The sequence below is a fragment of the Pasteurella multocida genome (assembly GCF_900187275.1).
Classification (GTDB): Bacteria; Pseudomonadota; Gammaproteobacteria; order Enterobacterales; family Pasteurellaceae; genus Pasteurella; species Pasteurella multocida.
This window is the reverse complement of the sequence record NZ_LT906458.1, coordinates 1,801,311-1,819,091: the sequence shown is the minus strand read 5'-3', so window position 1 is coordinate 1,819,091 and position 17,781 is coordinate 1,801,311. Positions and strand designations below refer to the sequence as shown.

Sequence of the window (17,781 nt, the reverse complement as noted above, 5' to 3'; positions counted from 1 at the left end):
GAAAAGCAAAGTATTTCCCTTTTAAAGCCGGCTGTTTTTTGCTATAACTTGCCATAGTTTTTTTATTAACATTGAGGAGATTTTTTATGGAATTGGTCTTTATTCGCCACGGTTTCAGTGAGTGGAATGCCAAAAACCTATTCACAGGTTGGCGTGATGTCAACTTAACAGAACGCGGTATTGAAGAAGCAAAATCAGCAGGCAAAAAATTACTCGAAGCCGGTTTTGAATTTGATATTGCTTTCACGTCTGTTTTAACGCGTGCAATCAAAACCTGTAACATTGTGTTAGAAGAATCTAACCAACTTTGGATCCCACAAGTGAAAAACTGGCGTTTAAATGAGCGTCATTACGGTGCATTACAAGGCTTAGATAAAAAAGCCACTGCTGAACAATATGGTGATGAGCAAGTCCATATTTGGCGTCGTTCTTACGATATTTCTCCTCCAGATTTAGATCCACAAGATCCTCATTCTGCCCATAACGACCGTCGTTATGCTCACTTACCAAGCGATGTGGTACCTGATGCAGAAAACTTAAAAATCACCCTTGAGCGTGTTTTACCTTTCTGGGAAGACCAAATTGCCCCAGCTTTACTGGCGGGTAAACGTGTCCTTGTGACAGCACACGGTAACTCATTACGCGCATTGGCAAAACACATTGAAGGCATTTCTGATGCAGACATCATGGATTTAGAAATCCCAACCGGTCAGCCATTAGTGTATAAATTAGATGACAATTTAAAAGTCGTGGAAAAATACTACCTTTAATTGAAAATAACAATCCGCCCGTAAAACGGGCGGTTTTTAGGCCACCCTATAAGGGCCTAGTACTTCACATGCCCCTCAAGGGGCATGTGAATTCTGACAACCGTTCAATAACTCTGTTGCCTACCCCTTAAAGGGGTCCATATATTCTTTCTTCGATAAATTATCCTGAATCATATCTTCCTTTTCCTGATTTCGGATATATTCCTCTACAATTTTTGTATTTAAACCTACTGTACTTACATAATAGCCTTTCGCCCAAAAATTTCGATTCCCATACTTATATTTCAAATTTGCATGTCTTTCAAATATCATTAGCGATGACTTACCTTTTAAATACCCCATAAAACTTGAAACGGCCAGTTTCGGAGGTATCCTTAACAGCATATGGATATGCTCTTTCATTGCATATGCCTCTATTATCTCTACATTCTTGTAGTGACATAATTGTCTTAGTATCCCTCCTATATCAACTCGCAATTTTCCATAAATTGCTTTTCTCCTATACTTAGGGATAAAGACTATGTGGTACTTACAGTTCCATCTTGTGTGTGATAGACTTGAATCGTCATTGGATTTACTTGCCATGACTTATCCTCCTATATGTTGAATTTTGGTTGTCAGCCTTGTTCATTATAGGAGGATGTTTTGTTCTGCTCACCGCTTAAGCTTTTCTGTTCCATACGCAAAGCGTATGGTTTTTATAGCTAGACTTTGTCTAGCTATAATCAAGAAAAATCGGGACAATTGTCCCGATTTTTTTATGAAACTCAACTTAAAAAAAGTGCGGTCCTTTTTACCGCACTTTTTTATCCACAGTCGATTACAGTAAACGTTGGTGTAAATCCTGTAACGAATACACTTCAGAATCAGCAAGGTATTCCACACTGCCCGCTAAGGCTTCCGCCCCCGCAAGGGTAGTTTGTAAAAATACTTTTTGTTGCAACGCACTGCGACGAATGGCGTGTCCATCCGTTACGGTTTCAGCTAAGCCGCTCACCGTATTGATCACCATAGCAATTTCACCATTTTTAATCGCGTCAACAATATTCGGGCGACCTTCACGCACTTTATTAATAATTTGTACCGCAACACCGTGCTCACGCAGGAATTTTGCCGTACCTAAAGTCGCACATAAGCCATAACCTGATTCTTGTAATTGACGTGCAATAGGTAATAAACGTGGTTTATCTGCATCATTCACCGACAAAAACACTTTACCGGTTTTTGGAATACGTTCGTTGGCACCAAGCTGGGCTTTTAAGAACGCTTCAGCAAAGGTTGTCCCCACGCCCATCACTTCACCGGTTGAACGCATTTCAGGACCTAACACCGTATCGACGCCCGGGAATTTGATGAATGGGAAGACGGCTTCTTTCACCGAATAGAATGGTGGAATCACTTCCCCTTGAATACCCTGTGCTTTCAGGCTTTCACCCGCCATCACACGTGCCGCAATTTTGGCAAGTGGGCGCCCTGTTGCTTTACTCACAAAAGGAACCGTTCGACTTGCACGTGGATTGACTTCTAATACATAAATCACGCCGTCTTGTACCGCAAATTGTACGTTCATTAACCCTTTCACCCCTAACGCAAATGCCATCTCTGCCGTTTGACGACGGATTTCATCTTGCACCTCTTGGCTTAAGGAATAAGGGGGTAACGAGCAAGCGGAATCCCCACTGTGAATACCCGCTTGTTCAATATGTTGCATAATCCCACCGATCACGACCTCCGCACCGTCACAGATACAATCCACATCCACTTCAATCGCATTATTTAAGAAGTGATCCAATAAAATTGGACTGTCGTTAGACACTGACACTGCCTCACGCATATAACGCTGTAATTCATCCACGTTATACACGATTTGCATCGCTCGCCCACCTAACACATAAGACGGACGCACCACCAACGGATAGCCTACTTCTTCAGCGAGTTTCACCGCTTCTTCCGCATTGCGTGCTGTGCGGTTGGTTGGTTGTTTCAGATGTAATTTATGCAAAATTTGTTGGAAACGTTCACGGTCTTCTGCCGCATCAATGCTGTCTGCGGATGTCCCAATAATGTTCACACCATTGGCATGTAGATCATTGGCAAGTTTAAGTGGTGTTTGACCACCATAATGCACAATCACGCCATGTGGTTTTTCTACATGGATAATTTCAAGGACATCTTCTAGCGTCAATGGCTCAAAATAAAGACGATCAGAGGTATCAAAATCCGTCGATACGGTTTCTGGGTTACAGTTCACCATAATGGTTTCAAAACCCGCTTCACGTAGAGCAAGTGAGGCGTGTACACAGCAATAATCGAATTCAATGCCTTGTCCAATCCGGTTCGGTCCCCCACCTAAAATCATGATTTTTTTCTTATCTGACGGACGGCTTTCACATTCTTCCTCGTAAGTGGAATATAAATAGGCGGTATCCGAGGTAAACTCACCCGCACAAGTATCCACTCGCTTATAAACAGGGTGTAAGTTTAAAGAAACGCGCTTATTTCTGACCGCACTTTCCGCTGATTTAGTCAGTTGAGCAATACGTTTATCTGAGAAGCCTTTGCGCTTTAAACGACGAAGCTCGGCATAATCCAGATCATCTAATGTACGCTTCTCAAGGGCAAGTTCTTCTAGCACCAAATCTTGAATTTGGATTAAGAACCATGGATCAATTTTACTGTAATGATGGACTTCGTCTAAAGTGAAGCCTGCACCAAACGCGTCTGCAACATAAAGAATACGGATAGGTCCCGGATTACCCAATTCTTGACGAATTTTTTCCGGCTCTTCTGACATTAAATTAAAGCCACAAATGCCTGTTTCTAAACCACGTAAGGCTTTTTGTAAGGATTCTTGGAAAGTACGTCCCATTGCCATCACTTCCCCCACTGATTTCATTTGTGTGGTTAAGCGATCATCCGCTTGTGGGAATTTCTCAAACGCAAAACGTGGGACTTTCGTCACAACATAGTCAATAGAAGGCTCAAAGGACGCAGGAATTAATCCTCCCGTAATATCATTACGGAGTTCGTTTAAGGTGTAACCGACGGCTAATTTCGCTGCTACCTTGGCAATAGGGAACCCCGTTGCTTTGGAAGCAAGGGCGGAAGACCGGCTAACACGTGGGTTCATTTCAATCACGATCATTTCTCCATTTTCTGGATTAATCGCAAATTGGACGTTTGATCCTCCCGTATCTACGCCGATTTCACGTAATACCGCAATCGAGGCGTTACGCATGATCTGGTATTCTTTATCGGTTAAGGTTTGTGCTGGTGCAACGGTGATCGAATCCCCTGTATGTACGCCCATTGGATCGAAGTTTTCAATCGAACATACGATAATGCAGTTATCTGCTTTATCGCGTACTACTTCCATTTCATATTCTTTCCAACCTAATACAGATTGTTCAATGAGTAATTCATGGGTCGGTGAAGCATCAAATCCTCGTTCACAAATGGCATAAAATTCATCTTTGTTATACGCAATCCCGCCACCAGAACCGCCCATAGTAAAAGACGGACGAATCAAAGTCGGGAAACCCACTTCAGATTGTGCCGCCCATGCCTCTTCCAAGGTATGACAAACAAAGGATTTTGGTGTACTTAAACCGATTTTTTCCATTGCCTCTTTGAAACGCCCACGGTCCTCTGCTTTATCAATGGCATCTTCTTTTGCCCCAATCAGCTCGACATTGTATTTTTTCAACACGCCGTTTTTGGATAAATCCAACGCACAGTTTAATGCGGTTTGTCCACCCATGGTGGGTAAAATGGCATCTGGACGCTCTTTTTCGATGATTTTTTCAACTGTTCGCCACTCTATCGGCTCAATATAGGTCACATCCGCCATATCGGGATCGGTCATGATGGTGGCGGGGTTAGAGTTCACCAATACCACTTTATAGCCTTCTTCTCGCAACGCTTTACACGCCTGCGCCCCCGAATAGTCAAACTCACACGCTTGCCCAATCACAATCGGACCTGCGCCGATGATTAATATGGTGTTTATATCTGTACGTTTTGGCATCTTTTTCTCTCTCTGTAAAACGATTAAAAATTTAACCGCACTTTTGGATATACTGACATCACTTCAACTTGTTATGCTTTTGTCATGTTACTTTTAGCGGAATAACCATATAATGAAGCAAATTCATCTTTATTAGGATCAGCGTTCCAAATATATTCCGTTTGATTAGCTATCTGTTGTGCTAAGCCTTGACCGTAATGATCATGAATAAAACCTAAGGTCATATCCATGCCAGCAGTCACACCAGATGAACTATAAAACTTACCATCTCTTACCCAACGAGCGACAGCTTTCCACTTCACATCTGGATTTATCTGACGAACCCACTCAAATGCTAATTTATTGGATGTCGCCCATTTTCCGTCAAGTTGTTTCATGGCAGCCAATAAAGCAGAGCCTGTACAAACACTCAGACAAAACTCAGCCTCATCCACAAGTTGGGTTAACCAAGTTAAAAACGGCATATCTTTGACTAGTTGTCGTGTCCCTTGCCCACCAGGAATCAGCAATATACTTTTTTCTGGCAAACAGGTGATAGAAACTGTATCTGTTTTAAAGCCTTGATAACTTTTAATCAGTCCACCTTGCTTGGAAATATAATGAAGTTGTACATTTGGAAGTCGAAACAAAAACTCAATCGGTCCCATTAAGTCCAGTGTTTCGTAATCATCAAATAATAAGCAATAAATATTCATTTTTTCGAGTTCCTCACTGTACACAAGCTTAACGACTTCCTTGACTTGGTTCACCCTCTCTACTCGGCACAAACAACTCTCCACATCCTACCGCAATCACTTTACCGCCCACATAAATGGTTTCAGATTCATCGACTTGTAAGGTTAAACGGTTCGGGCGTTGGATTTCATCACCTTGATAAATGCGCCAATTGAGTGGTGTTAAGCCGTTTTTAAGGCATAAGCCCCCTAAATTTGCAGCCGCTGAACCTGTCCCGGGATCTTCGACAACCGCACCGTTTGAACCAAAAAAGAGTCGCACATTGGCTTGATTTTGTTCTACAAACCAAAGATAAAGCGCAGATTGTTTCACAATTTGCTGAAAAAGTGCGGGATGAATTTGGCAAGTTTTAAGGGCGTTGAGAGAGGTTAATTGGATCAGTAATTGGCGACTGCCGGTATTAACCCACGCAATTTGAGCAATATCTGACTCGCTTAAACCTAATAATTGCGTATATTGAGGAAGATTGTCATCAATCACCTCCACTTCAATATGGTTTTGTAAACCAAAGCAAATCTGCTTCGCTTCATGAAACAACTTCACCAAGCCAGCCTGTGTTTGTAAAAGATAAGTTTCGGGTAGGTTTAACTGCTGATGTAACACAAACGCCGCACCAATTGTCGGATGTCCTGCAAAAGGTAATTCATAATCAGGGGTAAAAATACGTAATTTTCTTACCGCACTGCTTTCTGTTGTTTGATGGACAAAAACGGTTTCGGATAGGTTAAATTGACGTGCAATTAACTGCATTTGTTGATCAGTCAGTCCATCAGCTTGAGGAAAAACCGCTAACGGATTGCCGCCAAAATAGGTTTCGGCAAACACATTAACCAAGTGATATGCATAAGGGGTTAACATCATCGAGCCTCAAAAGTTGAATGAAAATGCGGTCATGATTTAATAAATAAGGCGTAGTACTACCTCAACCTACGCATAGCCTCACTAATGGTGCGCGACATAAGTCGATAACTGACTTAAATTTGCCTTGCGCATTTCATTAATAAATTTATCAAATAAATAAGCCACATCATTTGGACCTGGACTCGCCTCAGGGTGCCCTTGGAAAGAAAACGCAGACTGATCACTGAGTTCAATACCCTGTACAGAATTGTCAAATAATGAACGATGTGTCACACGCACATGACTTGGCAAGCTCGCTTCATCTACTTCAAAACCATGATTTTGACTCGTGATAAACACTTTTTGTGTATTCAAATCTTGTACGGGGTGATTAGCACCATGATGCCCAAATGCCATTTTTTTAGTTTTACCACCTGCTGCTAAACCTAATAACTGATGACCTAAACAAATACCAAAAATGGGTTTCTTTGAGGCTAATAAGGTTTGAATAGCGGAAATGGCATAATCACAAGGTTCCGGATCGCCTGGTCCATTAGACAAGAAAATGCCATCTGGATTTAATGCTAACACTTGCTCTGCACTGGTTTTTGCCGGTACAACGGTGATTTTGCAACCACGCTCAGCAAGCATTCTTAAAATATTGTGTTTGACACCAAAGTCATAAGCCACCACATTAAATTCCGCTTGAGTTTGTTCAATAAACCCTTTACCCAATTGCCATTGACCGGATGTCCAAGTAAAAATTTCACCCGTACTCACTTCTTGTGCAAGATCTTTGCCCGCCATAGACCCAAAACTTTTCGCTAACTCAAGGGCTTTGGCTTCATCAATCTCACCGGTCATGATACAACCCGCTTGCGCACCTTTATCACGTAAAATACGGGTTAAACGGCGTGTGTCGATATCCGCAATAGCAACCACATTATGGGTTTGAAGATAATCACGCAAACTCATGGATGAACGGAAATTGCTGTGTAATAAGGGTAAATCGCGAATAATCAGTCCTGAGGCATAAACGTGATTCGCTTCGCAATCTTCTAGATTTGTACCGGTATTGCCAATGTGAGGATAAGTTAAGGTGACGATTTGTCGAAAATAAGAAGGGTCCGTTAGAATTTCCTGATAGCCTGTCATAGCGGTATTAAACACCACTTCGCCTACGGTGTGGCCTTTTGCTCCAATAGAGCTGCCATGGAAAACACTCCCATCAGCCAATACCAAAATTGCTGGTTCAGACATAAATTACTCCTAATTTGTTTTGGTTGAACACTTACGAATGTTCATTAACCACAATCTAGTAAAGTTTACGAAAATTCACCGCGCTTTCGGGTTTCGCTGAGCAAACTAAATCGTGTCTGAAAATTAACTTGTGGAAGAAAATCCCTTGCCAAAAGTTAAACTTCGCAATTCTAATGGACAATACGTAATTATTCAAGCTATTTCGCAAACGTTAAAATGAATATTTATACAATAATATTGCATAAAAATACAAAAAAGTACACATTTTTTCCGCCACAATAAATTGTCTTGTAGTTATGCATTAACTTGCTAAAATGGTATTTCTTTTCATCTTATAGAGAGCGGATATGAAAAAAACCAAACGTCTCGTAACCTTGTTCTTAGCTGCCACAGTATTAAGTGGCTGTGCGACTATTGATTCAAAAACAGGTGAGCGTAAAGATCCATTAGAAGGCTTTAACCGCACAATGTGGGATTTTAACTATAAAGTAGTTGATCCTTATCTGTTAAAACCTGTTGCGACAGGTTGGAAAGAGTATGTTCCAACACCTGTAAAATCCGGTTTAACGAATGTTGCGAATAACCTAGATGAACCAGCCAGTTTTGTAAACCGCTTACTTTCAGGTGAATTTAAAAAAGCGATGACTCACTTCAATCGTTTTTGGATTAATACGGTATTTGGTATCGGTGGGTTAATTGATGTGGCAAGCTATAGCCCACCGTTAAGAGTAGAAAATCAAAGCCGTTTTGGTGATACACTCGGACGCTATGGGGTTGAAACTGGTTCTTATGTCATGCTACCACTTTATGGACCAGCCACACCACGCCAAGACATTGGTAATTTGGCGGATACCACCTACCCAATGTTATCTTTATTAGGACCTTGGTCACTCTTAAAATCTGGCGTACAAATTATTGACGGTCGCGCTAAAGCATTAGATAAAGATGCCTTATTAGAACAATCACAAGATCCGTATATTACTTTCCGTGAAGCTTATTTCCAAAACCTTGAATATCGAGTGAAAGACGGCAAAGTAAGCACACCAAAACAGGATCTCGCTCAAGATATCTTAAATGAAATTGATTAAAAGGAATACATTATGGAAATGACATCGACACAACGTTTAATCTTGGCCAACCAATATAAATTAATGGGCTTATTAGATAGTCAAAATGCACAAAAATATCAGCGCCTCGAAGCCATTGTAAAAGGCGGATTTGCCTTAGAACTCAAAGAATTAGATAAAGAATTTTCCGATGTGTCAGAACAGGAATGCCAAACTGTATTAGATACCTTAGAAATGTACAACGCCTTACAAACGTCTTACAACAACCTGAGTGATAAATCAGCTCTCACACCACATCGTTTACAATTTGCGGGTTATTGTGCCGTACGTGAGAAAAAATATTTAAATTATTTGCGTTTCATCACTGGTGTAGAAGGAAAATATCAAGAATTTATGCGTTGTGAACACGGTTGTGACTCACAAGTCCCAATGTGGGATAAATATATGCGTATGTTAGATGTTTGGCATGCTTGTCCACATGGTTACCACTTAAGCATGACTGAAATTCAAAATATCTTAAATGCATAGCATCAAAGAACAACGTATTAAACAAAGGGGAAGCAATGGCTTCCCTTTTTTATCCACAAAAATGGATATATCATTTTATAACATCTAAAAAAATAAACGTTTTTGTTTAAAGAAAAAATGCACATACTTTCTATGATCCCATAATAAAAAAGGAGCATAATATGAAGTCAGTATATTTTTTCCTTCCATTCGTCTGTGCCAGCTTTTCTCTTAATGCCGCTAATACAAGTATTCCTATGTTGGATAAATCTTATCAGGAATCTTCTCAACAACAAGAAGAACCCATCTTTACTTACAGAACAAATCAAGGAAAAATCATTCAATTAAACAAATATGATAAAGTCTATATCTATCGCTTTGGTGCAAATCTTAATAATCCAGAACTTACACTAACAAGTCATATTGAAAACATTATAAAAGGGGTTATCACGAAAGGCGCAATCGAAATAAAACGTTTCTACGAGCTAACAAGTGGTAATTATACGTATCATATTTTTTATACCAATCCTAAAGCTTAGGATGAAAATGGTGTGGAAGTATTTAAAAATAACCAATCGGTAGCAAAAGTACTTTGTTCTGGTGGCATTGAGATTTATGAATAAAGCACAAAGCGACGATTCCCCCAAACAGCCTGCCTAATTGCCTCTTGACTGCTCATTAATTGCTGTTTCTTAATTGCTTCTTAATTACTGTATTACTGCTTAGTCCTGCTTGATTTTTGGGTAATGACTATACTTCTTGTTATGCGAATGACACTCTCCCCATATCCCCACTCTCTCCAAACACAAAAAAACCTCAAGTATCTCTACTTGAGGTTTCTTCTCATTCAGACCTGGCGGTGTCCTACTCTCACATGGGGAAGCCCCACACTACCATCGGCGTTACAGCGTTTCACTTCTAAGTTCGGCATGGAGTTAGGTGGGTCCACTGCACTATCGCCGCCAAGATATTCGGTTGATGTCTTCTCTATTCTTCTGTTCTTCCTTCGTGCTTTCTTCACTCTCGCACTTTAATCAAAAACAAGCTGTCTAAAGTAATTTTCTCTTCTTCGTCTTCGTCTAACATCTCACTCAACACCCAAAAACACTTGAGCGTTGTATGGTTAAGCCTCTCGGGCAATTAGTATTGGTTAGCTCAATGTATCACTACACTTACACACCCAACCTATCTACGTCGTAGTCTACAACAACCCTTACTGACTTAAAGTCAGGGATGACTCATCTCTTGGCAAGTTTCGTGCTTAGATGCTTTCAGCACTTATCTCTTCCGCATTTAGCTACCCAGCAATGCCTCTGGCGAGACAACTGGAACACCAGTGATGCGTCCACTCCGGTCCTCTCGTACTAGGAGCAGCCCCAATCAATCATCCAACGCCCACGGCAGATAGGGACCGAACTGTCTCACGACGTTCTAAACCCAGCTCGCGTACCACTTTAAATGGCGAACAGCCATACCCTTGGGACCTACTTCAGCCCCAGGATGTGATGAGCCGACATCGAGGTGCCAAACACCGCCGTCGATATGAACTCTTGGGCGGTATCAGCCTGTTATCCCCGGAGTACCTTTTATCCGTTGAGCGATGGCCCTTCCATTCAGAACCACCGGATCACTATGACCTGCTTTCGCACCTGCTCGACTTGTCTGTCTCGCAGTTAAGCTTGCTTATACCATTGCACTAACCTGACGATGTCCGACCGTCATTAGCAAACCTTCGTGCTCCTCCGTTACGCTTTGGGAGGAGACCGCCCCAGTCAAACTACCCACCAGACACTGTCCGAGTACCCGTTTCAGGCACTTCGTTAGAACATCAAACGTTAAAGGGTGGTATTTCAAGGTCGCCTCCACAATGACTGGCGTCACTGCTTCAAAGGCTCCCACCTATCCTACACATCAAAATTCAATGTTCAGTGTCAAGCTATAGTAAAGGTTCACGGGGTCTTTCCGTCTAGCCGCGGGTACACCGCATCTTCACGGCGATTTCAATTTCACTGAGTCTCGGGTGGAGACAGCCTGGCCATCATTATGCCATTCGTGCAGGTCGGAACTTACCCGACAAGGAATTTCGCTACCTTAGGACCGTTATAGTTACGGCCGCCGTTTACTGGGGCTTCGATCAGGAGCTTCTCTTTCGATAACACCATCAATTAACCTTCCAGCACCGGGCAGGCATCACACCCTATACGTCCACTTTCGTGTTTGCAGAGTGCTGTGTTTTTAATAAACAGTTGCAGCCAGCTGGTATCTTCGACTTACTTCACCTTCATCCGCGAGGGACTACAATTACTGTAAGCGCACCTTCTCCCGAAGTTACGGTGCTATTTTGCCTAGTTCCTTCACCCGAGTTCTCTCAAGCGCCTGAGTATTCTCTACCTGACCACCTGTGTCGGTTTTCAGTACGGTTTAGATAAACCTGAAGCTTAGTGGCTTTTCCTGGAAGCAGGGTATCAGTTACTTCAGTCCCTTAAGACCTCGTCATCAGCTCTCAGTGTTTATAAAGACCCGGATTTGCCTAAGTCTTCCACCTACCACCTTAAACAGACATCCAACAGTCTGCTAACCTAACCTTCTCCGTCCCCACATCGCAGTTTATCCAAGTACGGGAATATTAACCCGTTTCCCATCGACTACGCTTTTCAGCCTCGCCTTAGGGGCCGACTCACCCTGCCCCGATTAACGTTGGACAGGAACCCTTGGTCTTCCGGCGAACGAGTTTTTCACTCGTTTTATCGTTACTTATGTCAGCATTCGCACTTGTGATACGTCCAGCAACCCTCTCGAGCCACCTTCATCCGCTTACACAACGCTCCCCTACCCAACAGAATAAATTCTGATGCCGCAGCTTCGGTGCTATATTTGAGCCCCGTTACATCTTCCGCGCAGGCCGACTCGACTAGTGAGCTATTACGCTTTCTTTAAATGATGGCTGCTTCTAAGCCAACATCCTAGCTGTCTAAGCCTTCCCACTTCGTTTCCCACTTAATATAGACTTCGGGACCTTAGCTGGCGGTCTGGGTTGTTTCCCTCTCCACGACGAACGTTAGCACCCGCCGTGTGTCTCCTGAGTATCACTCTTCGGTATTCGCAGTTTGCATCGGGTTGGTAATCCGGGATGGACCCCTAGCCGAAACAGTGCTCTACCCCCGAAGGTGTCCGCTCAAGGCTCTACCTAAATAGATTTCGGGGAGAACCAGCTATCTCCCGGTTTGATTGGCCTTTCACCCCCAGCCACAAGTCATCCGCTAATTTTTCAACATTAGTCGGTTCGGTCCTCCAGTTAGTGTTACCCAACCTTCAACCTGCCCATGGCTAGATCACCGGGTTTCGGGTCTATACCTTGCAACTCAACGCCCAGTTAAGACTCGGTTTCCCTTCGGCTCCCTTATTCAGTTAACCTCGCTACAAAATATAAGTCGCTGACCCATTATACAAAAGGTACGCAGTCACAAGGTTGCCCTCGCTCCTACTGCTTGTACGTACAGGGTTTCAGGTTCTATTTCACTCCCCTCACCGGGGTTCTTTTCGCCTTTCCTTCACAGTACTGGTTCACTATCGGTCAATCAGGAGTATTTAGCCTTGGAGGATGGTCCCCCCATCTTCAAACAGGATTTCTCGTGTCCCGCCTTACTTATCGTAAGCTTAGTTCCACTAACATACTTTCGAGTACGGGATTATCACCCTCTTTGATTTGGCTTCCCAGCCAATTCCTCTAATATGCTAGCTAAAACTTACTGGCTCTTCCGCTTTCGCTCGCCGCTACTCACAGAATCTCGGTTGATTTCTTTTCCTCGGGGTACTTAGATGTTTCAGTTCTCCCGGTTCGCCTTTCATCGCTATGTATTCACCATGAAATGATGGATTCTTCATCCATCGGGTTTCCCCATTCGGACATCTTGGATTAAACGCCTCTTATCGACTCATCCAAGCTTTTCGCAGATTAGCACGTCCTTCATCGCCTCTGATTGCCAAGGCATCCGCCCTGTACGCTTAGTCACTTAACCATACAACCTCAAGTATTCTTACTTAATCTCAATTAATCCATTAACCTTTGCTAATGCATTAATCAAGTTTCATCACCTTGATGTTGTGTTTAAACGCTAAACACTTGCATGCCTTTTTTCATGCAAGATTTTTTCTACTCAGACTTTCTTTCGAAAATCTCTTCAGTTTTTCAGCTTGTTTCCAATTTTTTAAAGAACAATAAAGACAAGTCAAAATGGCTTCGCCATTTTTCGCTCATCATTGCTAAATATTCTTAATGTAAAAACCATTAACCTATCCAGACTAATGCCATTTACACAAAACACTTAGCAATGATGATTTGGTGGAGATAAGCGGGATCGAACCGCTGACCTCCTGCGTGCAAGGCAGGCGCTCTCCCAGCTGAGCTATATCCCCATTCACATCATTACAATGCGCCGTCATCCCTTTTCGCTTCACTCTTTTGCTTTCGCTTGAGTGGTGGGTCTGAGTGGACTTGAACCACCGACCTCACCCTTATCAGGGGTGCGCTCTAACCACCTGAGCTACAGACCCAAAAGGATTTCGGTTTTTTGTCTCTTCATTGACACAATCTACCAAACAATCTGTGTGAACACTTGCAGTCGTTCCATTTTAGGTAAGGAGGTGATCCAACCGCAGGTTCCCCTACGGTTACCTTGTTACGACTTCACCCCAGTCATGAATCATACCGTGGTAAACGCCCCCCCGAAGGTTAAGCTATCTACTTCTGGTACAACCCACTCCCATGGTGTGACGGGCGGTGTGTACAAGGCCCGGGAACGTATTCACCGCAACATTCTGATTTGCGATTACTAGCGATTCCGACTTCATGGAGTCGAGTTGCAGACTCCAATCCGGACTTAGATGCACTTTCTGAGATTCGCTCAAGCTCGCACTCTCGCTGCCCTCTGTATGCACCATTGTAGCACGTGTGTAGCCCTACTCGTAAGGGCCATGATGACTTGACGTCATCCCCACCTTCCTCCAGTTTGTCACTGGCAGTCTCCTTTGAGTTCCCGACCGAATCGCTGGCAACAAAGGATAAGGGTTGCGCTCGTTGCGGGACTTAACCCAACATTTCACAACACGAGCTGACGACAGCCATGCAGCACCTGTCTCTAAGTTCCCGAAGGCACAAACTCATCTCTGAGCTCTTCTTAGGATGTCAAGAGTAGGTAAGGTTCTTCGCGTTGCATCGAATTAAACCACATGCTCCACCGCTTGTGCGGGCCCCCGTCAATTCATTTGAGTTTTAACCTTGCGGCCGTACTCCCCAGGCGGTCGATTTATCACGTTAGCTTCGGGCACCAAGCATATAGCCCAATCCCCAAATCGACAGCGTTTACAGCGTGGACTACCAGGGTATCTAATCCTGTTTGCTCCCCACGCTTTCGCACATGAGCGTCAGTACATTCCCAAGGGGCTGCCTTCGCCTTCGGTATTCCTCCACATCTCTACGCATTTCACCGCTACACGTGGAATTCTACCCCTCCCTAAAGTACTCTAGACTCCCAGTCTGAAATGCAGTTCCCAAGTTAAGCTCGGGGATTTCACATCTCACTTAAAAGTCCGCCTGCGTGCCCTTTACGCCCAGTTATTCCGATTAACGCTCGCACCCTCCGTATTACCGCGGCTGCTGGCACGGAGTTAGCCGGTGCTTCTTCTGTAATTAACGTCAATGATGCTATCTATTTAACAACATCCCTTCCTCATTACCGAAAGAACTTTACAACCCGAAGGCCTTCTTCATTCACGCGGCATGGCTGCGTCAGGGTTCCCCCCATTGCGCAATATTCCCCACTGCTGCCTCCCGTAGGAGTCTGGACCGTGTCTCAGTTCCAGTGTGGCTGGTCATCCTCTCAGACCAGCTAGAGATCGCAGGCTTGGTAGGCCTTTACCCCACCAACTACCTAATCCCACTTGGGCTCATCTTATGGCAGGTGGCCCTAAGGTCCCACCCTTTCCTCCTCAGAGAATACGCGGTATTAGCTGCAGTTTCCCACAGTTATCCCCCTCCATAAGCCAGATTCCCAAGCATTACTCACCCGTCCGCCACTCGTCAGCAAAGAAAGCAAGCTTTCTTCCTGCTACCGTTCGACTTGCATGTGTTAAGCCTGCCGCCAGCGTTCAATCTGAGCCATGATCAAACTCTTCAATTCAAAGTTCAATCGCTCAATAAACTGCTTAGCTAAAAGTTTACATTTACTTCAAAAGTATCATGAATTTTCAGTATTAAGCACCTATTAAGACTTCAAATTTAAAATTTTTTAAATGAAATCAATCAACAAGTGCCCACACAGATTGTCTGTTAGATTGTTAAAGAACGTTGCACTAAGCAAGGACGAAAATGATAATCAAATCTCTATTCTATGTCAAGCCATTTTATTTTAAAGACTGCTTACCTTTTAAAACAACAAAAAGCATTACGCTTTCCTTTCGCTTGCCTCCCTTGCGGTGCGGAGGTGCATTATAGGGATTTCAGATTTTCACGCAAGCGCTTTTTTCATTTTTTTTACTGACAGCTCTTTTATTAACCAAAAATGATTTTTCCGCTATAAAAACAAACAAAACATGTACTTTATTTAAGCTTCTCAAATTGCTCTGTGAAAAATTCAACTTTCTGCCAATCAGTGTATTCAATTTCTTTGCTGGTATCTGTTTCTCCACCTGTGATTTTCATAATCAAGCGAATCATTGTACGATCAAAAAAAGAATAGCGTGGATAATATAATGCTCCAGCAAAAACCGCCGCTAAATGCGGTTGCCAATCAATACGCTGTAAAAATTTTCTGACATAGACATTCGTTTCTGGCGTATCTTTTCCAGCTTTACGCGCGGTAAGATTAACTGCAAAAAATGCATTTGGCTTTTGGCTCAAAAGTGCGGTCTGTTTTTTCACAAATTTATCAAGTACTTTATCAAAATGCCCATAGCGAATGGAGGCACCTATTACGATGCGATCGGCTTTCGTAATATCTGTTTTTTCTGTCAAAGGTTGTGTTTGTACATCACCACTTAATTTCGAAGCAATAAATTCTGCGATTTTTTTCGTTTGCCCATCACGGCTTGAATAGAGAATCAGTGTTTTCATTATTCTTTCCAAAAAGTAGGAGTAAAGAGAACTAATAAAGAAAAAATTTCTAAACGGCCACAAATCATGGCAAATGCAAAAACAATCTTGGCGCTTTCAGGGACATTAAGAAAATCTTGGTGGATCACACCAAGCCCAGGACCCGCATTGGTTAATGTTGCAAAAACAGATCCCATAGCATCAAACACATCCATACCACAAAGAATCACGGCAAAAACACAGACCCAATACACCAAAATAAAAATCATAAGAAAAGCCCAAATACTTTCTAACATCCGAATAGGTAAAATATTTTGTCCTAGTTTTATTGGTTGAACTAAATTTGGGTGGACAAGACTACGTAATTCTCTTTTAACTTGTAGCCATAAAATTAAAACACGGATAGTTTTTAAGCCACCTGTTGTTGAACCACCACATCCGCCGATGACACTAGCAATGACTAATAACATAGCAGAAAATGCAGGTAAGTTATTCATATCAAAAATACTATAACCTGCGGTCATTGACATTGATGTCAATTGTAATGAACCCTGAATAAAAGCATCACTTAAATTTGTGAGGACGTCATAAAAATATAAAGAGAGAGAAAATAATAAAATAAACAGTACTTGTATCGCTACGAAAAAACGAAATTCAGGATCTTTCCAATAATTTTTCCAGAGATTTTGTTTACCGAGATACGTCAGCGCGGAAATATGCAAATTAAAATTAACCCCCGCAATCAGCATAAAGAAGGTTGTAATCAAATAAATAGTCGCATTATTGAAATACCCCATACTTGCATCATGGGTTGAAAATCCACCGTTCGCTACCGTAGAAAAACTGTGTCCAATGGCATCAAATGCATTCATGCCAGCAAACCAATACGCTATTGCACAAAGAACCGTGAGAGAGAAATATAAAATCCACAGAAGTTTTGCTACTTCAGCAATACGTGGGCGTAATTTTTGTTCTTTTAAAGGACCGGAGGACTCTGCACGATATAACTGTGTACCACCTATACCTAATAAAGGAATAATCGCTACCGCTAATACAATGATCCCCATCCCGCCTAGCCATTGGAGTAACTGTCGATAAAATAAAATCGCTTTTGGAAGTTGGTCTAAACCTTCGATGACAGTAGCACCCGTGGTAGTTAAGCCAGAAAATGACTCAAAAATTGCCGAGGAAAAAGACAGGTGCGGTTTCTCAAACAACATGAATGGAATGGCCCCGATGCTGCCGAGTACTAACCAAAATGCCACCACAATTAAAAAGCCATCTCGAGAACGTAATTCTTCTTTATGGTGATGACAAGGCCACCACAATAACATACCAACAATAGCACTCATTACAAAAGTCTGCATAAACGCTTTACCGCCTCCATCACCATAGAGTAATGCCACAAAAGCAGGTGCTAACATGGTGAGGGAAAAACACATCACAAGAATGCCAACAATACGGATAATGGATAATATTCTCAAA

General features: G+C 42.6%; 11 protein-coding genes, 2 tRNA genes and 3 rRNA genes. 4 read left to right on the top strand and 12 right to left on the bottom strand.

Translation table 11 applies throughout. From position 1 onward, the window contains the following. The first annotated feature begins 86 nt into the window (after positions 1–86). Positions 87–770, top strand: coding sequence for a 2,3-diphosphoglycerate-dependent phosphoglycerate mutase (locus CKV69_RS08410; protein ID WP_005718066.1), 684 nt, complete (start codon positions 87–89; stop codon positions 768–770). A 120-nt stretch (positions 771–890) separates the two neighbouring features. Here the strand turns inward: CKV69_RS08410 and tnpA are convergent, their stop codons facing one another. The 5 genes from tnpA to carA all read right to left on the bottom strand — a co-directional run bounded on the left by tnpA (position 891) and on the right by carA (position 7,632). Next, positions 891–1,355: an IS200/IS605 family transposase gene (tnpA, locus tag CKV69_RS08405; protein WP_014325726.1), complete on the bottom strand. Its 465-nt coding sequence runs from the start codon at positions 1,353–1,355 to the stop codon at positions 891–893. A gap of 235 nt (positions 1,356–1,590) precedes the next feature. Beyond that, complete coding sequence (gene carB / locus CKV69_RS08400) at positions 1,591–4,797, bottom strand: carbamoyl-phosphate synthase large subunit (RefSeq protein WP_005757684.1); 3,207 nt, start codon at positions 4,795–4,797, stop codon at positions 1,591–1,593. 71 nt (positions 4,798–4,868) lie between these two features. Continuing rightward, complete coding sequence (locus tag CKV69_RS08395; protein WP_015702555.1) at positions 4,869–5,492, bottom strand: DJ-1/PfpI family protein; 624 nt, start codon at positions 5,490–5,492, stop codon at positions 4,869–4,871. 28 nt (positions 5,493–5,520) lie between these two features. Beyond that, on the bottom strand, positions 5,521–6,390 hold the full coding sequence (locus CKV69_RS08390; protein WP_015702554.1) for a PhzF family phenazine biosynthesis protein: 870 nt from the start codon (positions 6,388–6,390) through the stop codon (positions 5,521–5,523). 84 nt (positions 6,391–6,474) lie between these two features. After that, entirely contained in the window at positions 6,475–7,632 is a 1,158-nt protein-coding gene (gene carA / locus CKV69_RS08385) for a glutamine-hydrolyzing carbamoyl-phosphate synthase small subunit (RefSeq protein WP_005752067.1), read from the bottom strand. Between the two features lie 347 nt (positions 7,633–7,979). Here carA and CKV69_RS08380 point away from each other — a divergent pair, with 347 nt between their 5' ends. The 3 genes from CKV69_RS08380 (at position 7,980) to CKV69_RS08370 (ending at position 9,745) form a co-directional block, all read left to right on the top strand. Then, positions 7,980–8,720: an MlaA family lipoprotein gene (locus CKV69_RS08380; RefSeq protein WP_005718062.1), complete on the top strand. Its 741-nt coding sequence runs from the start codon at positions 7,980–7,982 to the stop codon at positions 8,718–8,720. Between the two features lie 12 nt (positions 8,721–8,732). Next, positions 8,733–9,227, top strand: a complete 495-nt coding sequence (locus tag CKV69_RS08375; RefSeq protein ID WP_005718061.1) for a YfbU family protein — start codon at positions 8,733–8,735, stop codon at positions 9,225–9,227. Between the two features lie 161 nt (positions 9,228–9,388). Then, positions 9,389–9,745, top strand: coding sequence for a hypothetical protein (locus CKV69_RS08370; RefSeq protein ID WP_016504648.1), 357 nt, complete (start codon positions 9,389–9,391; stop codon positions 9,743–9,745). A 312-nt stretch (positions 9,746–10,057) separates the two neighbouring features. Here the strand turns inward: CKV69_RS08370 and rrf are convergent. From rrf to CKV69_RS08335, 7 genes are all read right to left on the bottom strand, one after another. Then, positions 10,058–10,173, bottom strand: a 5S ribosomal RNA gene (gene rrf / locus CKV69_RS08365). A gap of 152 nt (positions 10,174–10,325) precedes the next feature. Then, positions 10,326–13,225, bottom strand: a 23S ribosomal RNA gene (locus CKV69_RS08360). 321 nt (positions 13,226–13,546) lie between these two features. Further along, a tRNA-Ala gene (locus tag CKV69_RS08355) sits at positions 13,547–13,622 on the bottom strand. Between the two features lie 61 nt (positions 13,623–13,683). Further along, a tRNA-Ile gene (locus tag CKV69_RS08350) sits at positions 13,684–13,760 on the bottom strand. 83 nt (positions 13,761–13,843) lie between these two features. After that, positions 13,844–15,385 (bottom strand): 16S ribosomal RNA (locus CKV69_RS08345). The 16S, 23S and 5S rRNA genes sit together here with 2 tRNA genes alongside, the layout of an rRNA operon. A 419-nt stretch (positions 15,386–15,804) precedes the next feature. After that, complete coding sequence (hemG, locus tag CKV69_RS08340; protein WP_005718059.1) at positions 15,805–16,317, bottom strand: menaquinone-dependent protoporphyrinogen IX dehydrogenase; 513 nt, start codon at positions 16,315–16,317, stop codon at positions 15,805–15,807. Further along, complete coding sequence (locus CKV69_RS08335) at positions 16,317–17,780, bottom strand: TrkH family potassium uptake protein (protein ID WP_016570016.1); 1,464 nt, start codon at positions 17,778–17,780, stop codon at positions 16,317–16,319. The genes hemG and CKV69_RS08335 overlap by 1 nt, the downstream gene beginning before the upstream one ends. Between the last annotated feature and the right edge of the window lies 1 nt (position 17,781).

Excerpts from the sequence above, each read along its gene's own strand:
- CKV69_RS08410 (WP_005718066.1), top strand. The coding sequence starts at position 87 with ATGGAATTGGTCTTTATTCGCCACGGTTTCAGTGAGTGGAATGCCAAA.
- tnpA (WP_014325726.1), bottom strand. The coding sequence starts at position 1,355 with ATGGCAAGTAAATCCAATGACGATTCAAGTCTATCACACACAAGATGG.
- carB (WP_005757684.1), bottom strand. The coding sequence starts at position 4,797 with ATGCCAAAACGTACAGATATAAACACCATATTAATCATCGGCGCAGGT.
- CKV69_RS08395 (WP_015702555.1), bottom strand. The coding sequence starts at position 5,492 with ATGAATATTTATTGCTTATTATTTGATGATTACGAAACACTGGACTTA.
- CKV69_RS08390 (WP_015702554.1), bottom strand. The coding sequence starts at position 6,390 with ATGTTAACCCCTTATGCATATCACTTGGTTAATGTGTTTGCCGAAACC.
- carA (WP_005752067.1), bottom strand. The coding sequence starts at position 7,632 with ATGTCTGAACCAGCAATTTTGGTATTGGCTGATGGGAGTGTTTTCCAT.
- CKV69_RS08380 (WP_005718062.1), top strand. The coding sequence starts at position 7,980 with ATGAAAAAAACCAAACGTCTCGTAACCTTGTTCTTAGCTGCCACAGTA.
- CKV69_RS08375 (WP_005718061.1), top strand. The coding sequence starts at position 8,733 with ATGGAAATGACATCGACACAACGTTTAATCTTGGCCAACCAATATAAA.
- CKV69_RS08370 (WP_016504648.1), top strand. The coding sequence starts at position 9,389 with ATGAAGTCAGTATATTTTTTCCTTCCATTCGTCTGTGCCAGCTTTTCT.
- hemG (WP_005718059.1), bottom strand. The coding sequence starts at position 16,317 with ATGAAAACACTGATTCTCTATTCAAGCCGTGATGGGCAAACGAAAAAA.